The sequence below is a fragment of the Halalkalirubrum salinum genome, assembly GCF_005543295.1.
Classification (GTDB): Archaea; Halobacteriota; Halobacteria; order Halobacteriales; family Haloferacaceae; genus Halalkalirubrum; species Halalkalirubrum salinum.
In genome coordinates this window covers 1,027-14,248 of sequence record NZ_SRSG01000044.1, presented here as the reverse complement: position 1 = coordinate 14,248, position 13,222 = coordinate 1,027, and the positions used below count along the sequence as shown (strand labels likewise).

Sequence of the window (13,222 nt, the reverse complement as noted above, 5' to 3'; positions counted from 1 at the left end):
GAGCTCACCGTTAACAACCGCTCAAAACCCACGCACTGAAACAAGGTAAGACGTGGTGAGACGGGTGGTGTCGAGCCATCGTAAAGTGGCTGGCCTTCACGGACACGAACGGCGTGTTCGGGTGTTACTGGTTCCACGCGACCAACCGGGAGCGCGACGGGAATTAAAGATTCGCACGCTTTACCGCCCGATTCTGGGCGTGACGTGTCTCTGCGAACGCCACGGGTCACCCGACCCGTGGTACTTTACTCTGCTGACGACTCTCTATCAGGATTTAACGGGATCGTAACTTAGCGCAGAATTGCATTCTGAGGTACTAAGAGTATCTTGCCAGTCGCCATTCGGTGAACTGGCTGCAAATAGCAAACCTTTCCATATAGGTATTAAATTTTACAACCCGATATTAGAGGGTAAAAGACGTACGATTGTAGAAGATATGTATTTTGTATGGCCAAAATCTCTCCGCACCGAGAGTCTGAACCTACGGGATGGAGCACGGACTCTCAAATTGTGTGCGAATTTGACAGACCTGTTCGTGTTTCAGATGCGGTCATTGAGACACTTATGGAAGCAGTCGAAGACTGGCCGGAACTCAGTAGATCCCCGCCGGTGTTCGAATTTGTTGATCCAGACAAGTTAGATGGCTTATTCAAAACTCGTACAGTCGAGGGGACCAGTCATATGCCCTCTGTGGAGTTTCTCTTTCAGGACGCACTTGTGACAGTCATGTACGCATCAACGGTGTGTGTTATTGTCGAACGAGATGCGTGAGTGAGAAAAGATGACCCATTCCAGTACCGTTCTGATCGTCGAAGGCGAAGAGAATCTCGCTGACTTGTTTCGCGTCTGGCTGCAGGAGCAGTTCGAGGTTCATGTGGCCTATTCTGGGGAAGATGCACTGGAAATATTTGCTGAGGAACCGATCGATATTGTCCTTTTAGATCGTCGAATGCCGGGCCTCTCTGGCACGGAGGTGCTACAATCAATTCGTGAAAGTGGAGATGCCCAGCAGGTGATTATGATAACAGCTGTTCAGTCAACGGAAGATATAGTATCCATCGATGTGGACGACTATCTTCTCAAACCAATTGACCGGACAAAGCTTCTTGCAGCTGTGGAAGCTGCGGAGTTGGTTCTAACATATGACGAATCACTCACAGAGCTTCTCTCACTCACCGCGAAGAAAGTCACGTTAGAAGCGAACCCTGACAAAACAGAGCTTGAAAAAGACGATCGGTACGGCGATCTCCTCCAGATAATACGTGAGTTGGAGGAGGAAGCTGATACGACACTCCAGCGTCTCGAGACAAATTACCGGATCGATATGCTGGTCAGAGACCAGCGTTTCGGCTCCCAACCTATAGAACAGCTTTGATATGGAACGAGGAACCGTGACAGCTACCTATTATGCTACCAGCGGCAATATCAACGTACTCGCAGAAAACAAATATCCGCTGCTCATCGGATTAGTCTTAGTACAAGCTATAGATGCGAGTCTCACGTACTATGGGCTGAGCATCGGACTGCGAGAAGTCAATCCGACTGTTGTACTTGTGATCGAGACTCTAGGGATCATCCCCGGGCTATTCTTCGTCTCGCCGGTGTCACTGGTATTGTTATTTTCTCTTGGTGAATACCTGCTTCCCGGAGTCGCACAATCGAGACATAATATTGAGCTTTGGAGCAACGTAGCATACCTTTCACTTTTCGTCGTTTGTAGCGCTTTATGACTTCATAATATGGTCCTCATTTGGATATGAGATTGATCGAGTTTGTCGGTTTATTATTATATACTTCCATCATATTATTGATATCATTTGCTATGCTGCTTTCTCTGCTTTAATTTCTGCAATGAATGTCCGAAACCCTCGTTTTATACGAAATACAGGAGAAACCCACGGCTTTACACTAGGTGCCGAAGTACCGGAGAGATTCAGTTGAGTTCCGTTCCTCGCGGTTAAGAAAGGCTGATCCAATCAATGTTTTCCTCAGCGAACCACTGTCCGAGAGCAAAAAAATGGTTGCCGCAAGCGGTTTGGCAATCTTGTCAGTACTCAGCGGCGTGCTGACCCGGAAGAATCCAGGTCAGTCGCCACATCTGTCGCTATCCGTCCGGAACTGATAGCACGAACAGCCGAAACAGTGCTGTCGAGACGGCTGGTCGATCCTTGTAGTTTCGCTGCTCAGCAAGGAACAGACACACCAGAATCCACAGATTGTACATCGCCACCGCGAACAGAAACTCGAACAGCCGCACCACAAACGTCGGTGACGACGTTCGCGGCAGAAACTCACCGATCTTCTGGTAGGAGGTTTTGATTCCCCATCGGCGGCGGTATGCTTCTGTGAGCGGTTCAGCGGCATCTTCTGACACCGCACAGTTCGTCACAAGACAAAACGAGTTGTCGTCCCGTTTGCGGTGCGAGACGACGACAAGTGTTACTGGCACTCGGTCGGTCGGTGGATTTTCTCTCACCAGCTCGTAATCTGTGACGAACCGAGAAGCGCCATGGGCTTCAAGCGCGCGCTTGACGCGCACAGTCTGTGGAGCACGCATAACGAAGTTAACGTCGAGTTCGACAAACGTCTCTACAAGTGGCATATACAGTAGAAGCCACAATCACAGTAGACGCGGTTGATCTTCATAAACTGCCGAGCAGTGGTAACGAGCCGGCGAATCGACTCCCGCAGCGTGCGGGAGTCATTCGCCTCAACAGATTTGGATGCGAGCGTGAATTGAACGGGGGATCGACAATACAGAGTGTCACAACTGCGTACGCGAGGTTTGTTCCGCAATGTGGATTGACCGAACAGACGTGGGGTGTGTCGTCCGAGCCGTAGTAGAGCCATTCGTGAATATTGAGCGCAACATCGACAAGATGAGTGAACGCCCGCTGGCGGCGGGCGTGAGCGAATATTGCGGCCCGGACGCTATCGAACTGAGCATCGATGGCGTCCGGGCTCAGTCCACGAAGGTGGTAGAGCAGTGATCTGGCAAGCGGACTCCGTTGCTGGAGATCGATGTCTTCATTTCGAGCGATCTGAAGCTCTTTGGCGGTTGTGTGGACAAATTCGCCGTCGAAGGGACTCCAAGCGAGGACCCTCTGGAAGTCCTCGCTCGGATACTGTCCGTTCGGTTTCGTCGCAAAACCAAGGTGCGTGAATAACAGCGTAGAAGCAACACGAGACAGCTGTTTCGCCTCCGCTGCGTGGATCATACCACAGATTGGTCACCAGCACTGAAAACAACGACTCAGCTACTTCGGCACCTACTGTGAGGTCGCAGGAGGAGGTCAAATATTCCACGATTGAACCTACAGGGAGCGCAGTTTCCGCAGGTGTGGTTCGACCTCTCCCCGACTACTTGATGGCGACGGCAGAGCGTCTGACCCGGCTTGTTTTCGCCGACTAAGCCAGACATGAAGAGTGCTGTCATACCTTCTGATAAGGAAATTTCCGAGTTAATAGCACTCGCTGGGCAGGCTTGGGAGTATCTGAACTCATTAACTTATCGCCCTGTTCATCCCTCAAAACTATTCATAATCCAGTGGAGGGTATATATACAGGTTAAGAATTTCAACTCGGTATATACATCGGTAAAAGGGCTATACCTTTCTCCAATAAAATAGGGTTAGTGGAAGATACACGCGGTAAGGCATGGGCAGTTTTTTTCAGCGTGATCATGGTGCTGTCCATGATTGCGCTTAGCGTATCGTTTGCTGGAACTGCGGTGGCGTTCACCGGTGATGGAAACGGAACAGAGCCCGACGATCCTTATCAGATAACAGATTGGGAAAAATTATATGAAGTAAGGGATGAACCGGGTGCTTACTATGAATTACAGAATAATTTAGATAATTCAACTAACGGTTATGATACCTACAATGCGGACGATAGTGCTGGTTGGGACCCAATCGGTGATGACTCCACGAAATTCACCGGTTCCTTTGACGGGCAGGGATATACCATTGAAGGGCTGTATATTGACCGCGCGGACGTTACTTTAAACGGACTCTTCGGGTATATTGGTACAGACGGCGAAGTGCGGAACCTCGGGGTGACGAACGTCGACCTCACCGGGCAAAACCAGATGGGTGGGTTAGCGGGCAGAAACAACGGGCTGATAGACAACAGCTTCGCCACAGGCGTGGTCGACGGTAGAGAACGAACCGGTGGACTGGTGGGGCACAACGAAGGGGAAGGGACGATAACCAACAGCTACAGCGGTGTGGAGGTTATCAGCGATCATGAAAAGATTGGCGGCCTGGTCGGGGACAACAGTAATGGAGCAATTAAGAAATCCTACAGCTTCGGTGTTGTGGACGAGGCAGATACAGGTTCGACTGTCGGTGGTCTTACCGGAAGAGAGGACGGCGGCGGTGCCACAAATGTGGACAGCTTCTGGGACACGGAGACATCGGGACAAACATCTTCGGGCGGGGGAACGGGCAAGACCACTGCAGAGATGCAGGACGTCGCTACGTTTACGGATGAAAGTACAGATGGCCTTAATTCAGCGTGGGACTTCGTTGACGACCCCAGCGACGACACTGCATCGGAAGACATCTGGAACATTTCAACTTCACTAAACGGTGGATATCCGTATCTGGGGGACAATCCACCATATCAGGTTGATGTAGCTCTGGAAAGCCCCGAAGACGAGGGAGCTGATATAGAAACACCAACCGAGTTGGCTGTAACGGCTACTAGTCCTGTAGATGGCGAATTTAACATCTCGTTTTCCTCAATGATTGGTTGGGATATTAAGACGACAACGTTCACTAGAAAGGAATCTACCAAAGACAGTGGACCAGAAGGCATCCACTTCAGCCCAGACGGAGAGACGATGTATGAACTTGGTTACAGCGACGAAGAAATGCATCAATATCAACTTACGGCTCCCTGGGATATCAGCACTGCGACTCATGAAGAAACACAGGACACTGTGAATGATAACTCTGCAGATATTTTCATCAGTCCTGAGGGAGACCACCTCTATGAGTTGGCACGTAATGATGCTGAAATCTACCAGCTAGAAATTACAGACGGCGATATCTCAACAGCAGACACTGATAGCCCCAAAACAACTATCGATACACAAGGTTCAGACCCTGAAGACATCCACTTCAGTCCTGACGGAACAAAACTATTTGAACTCGATTCAGATTCACAGACTGTCTACAAATATGAGCTTGATATCGCATGGGAGCTTTCTACAGCCACGTATACAGACAGCGTGGATGCTGAAAGTGGTGCGACAGGGTTATTCATCGATCAAGACGGAGACACGCTATACCAGACCAGTGAAACGGAGAGTAAAATTTACCAGTCTGAGCTTGAGGCTGCGTGGAATATTTCATCTATCTCCGAGGACACCACCTCTGTAAGCATTGATGAAGATGACGGACACGGTCTGTTCATTAACCCAACGGGAACTGAGCTGTATTCTGTTGGCCGAAGCGATGAAGCAGTATACCAGTACTCACTGGACGCCTCTCCTGAGTTGATCGATAGCATCTCAGGTGTACAGAGTGGTGAAACTGCGACATACTCATGGGAAGCAGTAGACTCGTCTAGCTATTATCAATGGCGCGCTACTGCTGATGACGGATCGGAACGTACCACCTCTGAGATAAAGAGTTTCTCGACTGACCAGAAAGACAGACCAAATGTTGAATTGAACAGCCCTAAAGACGGTGATGCCGACGTTTCGGCCCCCCCTGAACTGAATGTCACGGCTACAAGCGATGAAAATGACAACCTCAACGTCTCGTTTTATGAAGTGACCGGCTGGGACATTGAGACAGCTCGGTACGACGAGGTTGAAGTTGACACGGAAGATACCGGGCCAGAGGGAATCCATTTCAGTGCAAACGGCACGATACTATATGTGATGGGGTACAGTGATGAAGAAGTTTATCAGTTCTCTCTCACCACTCCCTGGGACTTGTCCACTGCTGAGTTCGAAAAAAGCCAACAGAACGTGGATCCTAATTCAGCTGACCTCTTTGTGAGTCCTGATGGTCAAAACTATTATGAACTTGAAAAAGCCGACGGTGAAATCCACTGGATAGATATGGACGGTGGCGACATTAACACGGTTGATATTGAGGCTATCCGTCACACTATGCAGACGCAGAGTTCCGATCCCGAAGACATTCATTTCAGTCCGGATGGCACAAAGCTGTACGAACTGAGTAATAGCGATATCTATGAATACGATCTCTCGACAGCCTGGGACCTCTCTACGGCGACCTACACTGGGAAGAGTATTTCTAGCCAAGATAGCGCCTCCACGGGCCTGTTTATTCACTCGAACGGAACTCGGATGTACGAGGTCGGAGACGGGGATGACAAACTACACCAGTTCACTCTCAGCACCGCATGGGACCTCTCTACGGCAACGGCTGATGAAGTGTCAACGAACCTTGAACACGGTGACGCCCATAGCCTGTACTTCAAGCCGACAGGGACTCAGCTATATTACGTCGGTAGAGACGCCGAGAGAGCGTATTCGTACTCGTTGGCCGATATGCCCGAACTGATTGACACCGCCTCAGACGTTGACAGCGGCACAGATGCAACTTACACTTGGGACACAGTCGATTCGCTCAGATATTACGAGTGGCTCGTGACTGCTGCTGACGGCTCTGCGGATTATACTTCCAGTACGTGGAATTTTACAACCGATGACACAACTAAAATTGAGAGTTGGAGCCAGTTGAACGATGTAAGAGACGATCCAAGCGGTACGTATGTTCTTTCGAGTGATCTAGATGAAGACTCAGAAGGTTACGAGACGTATGGAGCTGATTGGGGCTCTATCGGGACGTTTGAAGGAAATTTTGATGGACAAGGGCACACTATCGCAGACTTGAGTGGGAGCAATGGTTTATTCTCTAAAATTGATGGAGCAACAATTGAAGATGTTACTCTGGATGGTGTTGATGTAGCGTCGGAATCAACCCAGATTGGGGGGTTGGTTGGGACCGTTGAAGATACTGAAAGATCGACTATCTCTGGAGTGAATGTTACAGGAACTGTTAATGGGGAAACAGAGACTGGGGGGCTCATTGGTCATAATAGTGGAGCAGATATCATAAATTCCTCTGCAACAGGGAGTATACCAGATGGGGAAGGAGGTAAACAAGGAGGCCTAATAGGTTACGAAGCTGGTGGTAATACGTACACAGACGTTTACGCCGAGATGGATGTTAGTCTAACATACGGTGAAGAAAATGATATAGGGGGTCTTATTGGTCTATTTGATGATTCTCAGTCTGGAGGCTCAATAACGAATTCTTATGCAACCGGAAACGTTCTGGGGGAAAATAATGTGGGCGGACTGATTGGTAACAATCGTGGAGCAGATATCACTGACTCTTATGCAACAGGAACTATACCAGCTGGCGAAGGAGCTCCTCAAGGAGGCTTAGTAGGTTACGAAGCTGGTGGTAATACGTACACACGTGTTTACGCCACAGGGGATGTTAGTCCAGGTTATAATGAAGCAGATAATATGGGGGGGCTTATTGGTCTTTTCGATGACTTCCAGACTGGAGGCTCAATAACAGATGCGTATGCAACGGGGGATGTTCACGGTAATTCTTTTTTAGGTGGCTTAATAGGACGAAACAACGGAGCAGAGATTACAAACGCTTATTCAACGGGATGGGTACGAGACAGAACTGATTCTGGTGGATTAATAGGTAGCAATGATGGCGGGTCCTACTCTAACGCTTTCTGGGACACGAATACATCGGAACAAGATGATTCGGCAGGAGGAACCGCAAAGACCACCGGAGATATGAAGGACGTCGCTACGTTTACCGATTCAGACACTGACGGATTAGACGACCCGTGGGACTTCGTCGGCAATCCGAACGATGACGAGGGCGAAGAAAACATCTGGAATATCGTCGGGTCGATAAACGATGGATATCCTTATCTGGAACAATTAGCCGATGATGACCCGGCCTCGGTGAGCGGTGACGTGTTCGAGAGTGACGGTGAAACGCAAGTGATTGATGGAACGGTTGAGATCTACTTCGATCAGCAGAACGATTCCGGCGCTGCTGACGGGACCGCAGATCTCAGCGATGGCTCATACAGCTTCGAGGGACTTGGCGCTGATGACTACCACCTCGTCGTCACTGGGGCTACTGACCACCAAGACGACGAGCGCAACATCAGCCTCAATGCTGGTGAATCCGCTACTGAAGACTTCACGCTAACGGAGATCACGGTAGTGGATTCCATATCTGTTGATACCCCGATCGATACGCTTGACTACGACTCTGGAGACGCTCTGAACCTGAGCGGCCTGGTCATCAATGAGACACTCTCGGACGGAACTACGGAAACAACGGCCTTCGACGATGCTGGCTGGTCGAACTACACCGCGGTTCCGGCGGACGGAGATCCCTTGGCTGATTCCGATGATGGAACCAATGTAACTGTCACTCATACGGATTCAGGAGAGACGACGGACACCAGCACGCTGACCGTGAATACGGTGGTGGACTCCATCTCCGTCGAGACGCAGCCCGATACCCTCACCTACGACTCGGGAGACGCTCTAGACTTGACCGGCCTGGTCATCAACGAAACGCTTTCAGATGGAACGACGGACACGACGAGCTTTGGCGATGCTGACTGGTCGGAGTACACTGCCGATCCATCGGACGAAACCACACTGGAAGGCTCCGATGACGGAAGCCCCGTCACAGTCACCCACACCGATTCAGGCAATACGGCTGATACGGATCCGCTAACCGTGAATACGGTGGTCGAATCCATCTCTGTCGAGACTCAGCCCAACCTGGCGTACGACTCTGGCGAAGCTCTGGACCTGACCGGGATGGAAGTGACTGAAACGTACAGTGACGGGTCAACCGCGACCGTCACGTACGGCGATAGCGATTGGGACTCTAATTATTCGGTAGGTCCATCGGACGGAACCACACTGAGAGATTCCGATGATGGAAGCACCGTCACGGTCACCCACACCGATTCAGGAGAGACGGTAGATACCAGCACGCTAACTGTGAATGCGGTGGTGGACTCCATCTCTGTCGAGACCCAGCCAACTCTCACGTACGACTCCGGCGAAGCTCTGGACCTGACCAGGATGGAAGTCACTGAAAGTTATAGTGACGGTTCAACCGCGACCGTAACGTACGGCGATAGCGATTGGGACTCCAATTATTCGGTAGACACATCGGACGGAACAACACTAGAAGATTCCGATGAGGGAAGTACTGTCACGGTCACCCACACTGATTCGGAAGAGACGGCGAACACCGACACGCTGACCGTGAATGCGGTGGTGGACTCCATCTCCGTCGAGACGCAGCCAGCGCTGACGTACGATTCAGGAGAATCGCTGGGCCTGACCGGGATGGAAGTCGCCGAAACGTACAGTGACGGGTCAACCTCAACCGTAACGTACGGGGATAGCGATTGGGACTCCAATTATTCGGTAGATCCCTCGGACGAAACCACACTAGAAGATGCTGATGACGGAAGCACCGTCACGGTCACCCACACGGATTCAGGAGAAACAGCGGACACCAGCACGCTAACTGTGAATGCGGTGGTCGAATTTATATCCGTCGAGACCCAGCCCAACCTGACGTACGATTCAGGAGAATCGCTGAACCTGAGCGGAATCGAAGTGACTGAAACGTACAGTGACGGGTCAACCGCCACCGTCACGTACGGCGATAGCGATTGGGACTCCGATTATTCGGTAGACACATCGGACGGAACTGCATTAGATGATTCCGATGATGGAAGTACCGTCACGGCCACCCACACCGATTCGGGAGAGACGGCGAACACCGACGCGCTGACCGTGAATACGGTGGTAAAGAGCATCGAGGTAACAACTCAGCCAACTCTCACCTACGACTCGGGCGAATCTCTGGACTTGAACGGGATGGAAGTGACTGAAACGTACAGTGACGGGTCAACCTCGACCGTCACGTACGGCGATAGCAGCTGGGACTCCGATTATTCGGTAGGTCCATCGGACGGAACCACATTGAGAGATTCCGATGACGGAAGTACCGTCACAGTCACCCACACCGATTCAGGAGAGACGGTAGATACCAGCACGCTAACTGTGAATACGGTGGTCGAATCCATCTCCGTCGAGACCCAGCCAAACTTCACGTACGACTCCGGAGAAGCTCTGGACCTGACCGGGATGGAAGTGACTGAAACGTACAGTGACGGGTCAACCTCAACCGTAACGTACGGGGATAGCGATTGGGACTCCGATTATTCGGTAGATCCATCAGATGGAACCGTGCTGGAGGAGGGCGAGGATGGAAGTGCAGTCACTGTAACTCATACAGATTCGGGAGAGACAGCGGGCACCGACACGCTAACCGTTAATACGGATGGTGACGGTAGTGACGGTGCCGACTCGATAGCGATCCAGACAGAGCCGGACGGAACACAGACAGCTGGTGAGACGCTCACCAGCCCGCCGAAAGTCAACGTCACTGACGAGCACGGCAACGCCGTTGAGGGAGTCGACGTGACGGTGACCGAAAACAGCGACTACTCATTCGACTCGGGAACGACCACCCAGACGACCGGGAGTGATGGCGTCGCTACTTTTGACGATCTCGTGATCGAAACAGCAGGCACTATCTATGAGCTGAACTTCTCCATCAGTAGTGGCGACCACAACGTGACTGCCGGCGACACAGCCAGCTCTCAGACTCTTGAGGTCGAATCTGCCGCAGCTGACGCAATAACGATCCAGACACAGCCAGACGTCTCCCAGACGGCTAATGAGACACTGACTGGTCTGCCGGCAGTCAACGTCACTGACGAGCACGGCAACGCCGTTGAGGGAACTAATGTTACCGTCGCACTGAAACCCGTAGGGGACCCACAGGACTTCGGTTATACCTCTACATTGACCGTTCTGACGAACGAGTCGGGGATAGCCACATTCGACAACTTAGTTGTCAACACGACGACTGGCGATTACAGGTTGGAATTCAAGGTAAACCCATCAGTCACTTCCGAAATCTTCAGTATGGAAGCTGCCGCTGACACGACGCCTCCAGAGATTACAAACTTCAGTGTTAACAATACAGAGGGGCAGACTGTCGAAGTCTCCTTTGACTCCGACAAAGAGCTGAGTAAGATCAATTCCAATGGGACGGATGACGCCGGTGGGACTAACCTAGTAATGAGTAACTTCACCCAAAGCGGTAACCTCACTAATGGTTTCACATACACTGCTACCCTGAGCGACAACGGGGACGGTATGTTTGGAGCAACACTCGACACTGCTGAAGATGCTAATGACAACGACGGTGCGAGTGCTGAGTCTGACTCTGTCATGATCGACACGAGCAATGACGGAGATGGCGGGAGTGATGGAGATGACAGTAGTGGTGAGAGTGGTGGAGATGACAGTAGTGGTGAGAGTGGTGGAGATGACAGTAGTGGTGAGAGTGGTGGAGATGACAGTAGTGGTGAAAAGGAGTCCACCATCAACAATACAGATACCGGGGACAACCAATCACAGTCGGTCACTCGCCAGCCATCCGCCGACGAGTCAATTGGCTTCACCGTCTCAGATTCCGATGGTGCCGGTAATATCTTGCTCTCACTCACCGACGAGGCAGACGACGCAACAGAGGAGCCAACCGGACGTAACGTCGATCACGACAGCCTGTCGGTTCAACCGACCGAAACCGGCACTCGCGAGTTCAATATTAGCGTCAGCCAGTGGGACGCCAGTAGCGAAACCAATGAGAGCACCAACGACCGATTCTTCGAGGGAACTGGCTCGTCGGCCATCGGCTACGTCGAAGTGACTCACTCGAATTCGGACGACGACATCGAGGGTGTGACGTTCCAGTTCCGCGTGCAGTCCGCGTATCTCGACGAACACGATATTGAGTCGGAGGATATCGCGCTTTACCGCGACGAGACCGGACGCTGGAACGAACTTGACGCGACTGAAGTCGAAACAACCGATACTCATCACGTCTTTGAGGCCGAATCGCCCGGTCTCTCATTGTTTGCTGTTGGTGCTCCCGACTCAACTGAGCCCACTAGCGGGCCGGACGCGGCTGTAACCGTTTCGCCTAGCGTAGTGACCGTAGGCGAGGAGGTAACCCTTGACGGCAGCGACTCGACGAACGAAGACGGCGAGATTGCCGCCTACAATTGGAGTATTTACGGTGAAACGCTCACCGGAGAAACGGTAACAGTAACCGCCGACGAACCAGGTGAGTACACTGTCAAACTCACCGTGACGAATGACGCTGGTGAGACTGACACCACGGTAACCGATCTGACCGTTACGGCGGGCGAAGAGACTTCCGGCAACGGGCTTCCAACCACTACCGACGATGAGACGCCTGTCGGATTCGCTATCTACGCGATTATTGTTCTCCTCCTCGTCATCGTGATCGTAGCCGTCATCGCCTGGGGTGTGAGGCGTCGGCGCTCCGAGGGCAACGATTCCATCTAGTAGTCCGATATTACACCGTGAAACACGTATTCGAATACCGACGCTGACTTGCTGAAAAATTGATTTTATCAGTCGAATTCAGCATGGCCCCAAGAACATATCTCTGATTGAGGATTCCAACAGAACCAATTATATGAGTGGATAGTTATTATATAATATCAGTAGTTGGCAATATGACCCAGATTTATATACGAATCCGACTGAATAGCGACTGGAACGGCATTATACGCGTTCCGAGTTGAATAAAGACAATCAAATTGCCAACAACTGATAACTGGCTCCACAAAATCAGCGTGTCATAATTTTCCTGCGAACTGACGCCTTGCTTTCATCTTTTCGCGCTTAGGCCGCGCATCGTAGTGTTTGTCAAGCACCTCCCGAGTGACGTTTGCTCGATCACTCACCGCCTCTTGTGGAGTTCCGGTGTTAACTGCGTGAGTGATTGCCCCTCGTCGGATTGCATGAGGTGATACTGAGCTGGGACCAGCAGATAGTTCCTTCCATGTCGCTGCTTGACATTCGTCGATCTTACCACTGTGTGGGCAGCTAGCGTCCAAGATACAGGGTCGAGTCAAGCAGTAAGCATATTGCTGAATCGTTGTGTTATGAATACGTCCTTGTTTAGTAGCGACCAGTGGAGAACGACCATTGTTGTCTGTAACTTCTGGTCTATACGGTTTCGAGGCAGAGTACCACGGGTTTCCGAAAACGTCT

The 13,222-nt window shown here is 51.2% G+C and carries 6 protein-coding genes; 4 read left to right on the top strand and 2 right to left on the bottom strand.

Going from position 1 to position 13,222, the window contains the following annotated elements:
* The first annotated feature begins 447 nt into the window (after positions 1-447).
* Genes E5K03_RS17765 through E5K03_RS17950 form a run of 3 tightly spaced genes read left to right on the top strand, consistent with a single transcriptional unit; the run spans position 448 to position 1,730 of the window.
* A complete protein-coding gene (locus E5K03_RS17765; RefSeq protein WP_265338737.1) occupies positions 448-771 on the top strand; it encodes a HalOD1 output domain-containing protein in 324 nt (107 codons plus the stop codon).
* A 10-nt stretch (positions 772-781) separates the two neighbouring features.
* Positions 782-1,375 carry a response regulator gene (locus E5K03_RS13715; protein ID WP_138007373.1) on the top strand — a complete coding sequence of 198 codons (594 nt, stop codon included), beginning with the start codon at positions 782-784 and terminating at the stop codon, positions 1,373-1,375.
* Between the two features lies 1 nt (position 1,376).
* Complete coding sequence (locus E5K03_RS17950; protein WP_394343985.1) at positions 1,377-1,730, top strand: DUF5658 family protein; 354 nt, start codon at positions 1,377-1,379, stop codon at positions 1,728-1,730.
* A 374-nt stretch (positions 1,731-2,104) separates the two neighbouring features.
* On the opposite strand, the gene E5K03_RS13710 is transcribed toward E5K03_RS17950, so the two are convergent.
* Both E5K03_RS13710 and E5K03_RS17425 read right to left on the bottom strand, forming a co-directional pair.
* The gene (locus tag E5K03_RS13710; RefSeq protein WP_138007372.1) at positions 2,105-2,602 is read right to left on the bottom strand and encodes a transposase; all 498 of its coding nucleotides are present in this window, start codon (positions 2,600-2,602) and stop codon (positions 2,105-2,107) included.
* 40 nt (positions 2,603-2,642) lie between these two features.
* Positions 2,643-3,218 (bottom strand): hypothetical protein, encoded by a 576-nt coding sequence (locus tag E5K03_RS17425; RefSeq protein WP_205743006.1) that lies wholly within the window; start codon positions 3,216-3,218, stop codon positions 2,643-2,645.
* Between the two features lie 416 nt (positions 3,219-3,634).
* On the opposite strand from E5K03_RS17425, the gene E5K03_RS13700 reads away from it, so the two are divergent.
* Positions 3,635-12,508: a GLUG motif-containing protein gene (locus E5K03_RS13700; protein ID WP_138007371.1), complete on the top strand. Its 8,874-nt coding sequence runs from the start codon at positions 3,635-3,637 to the stop codon at positions 12,506-12,508.
* The last annotated feature ends 714 nt before the right edge of the window (positions 12,509-13,222 follow it).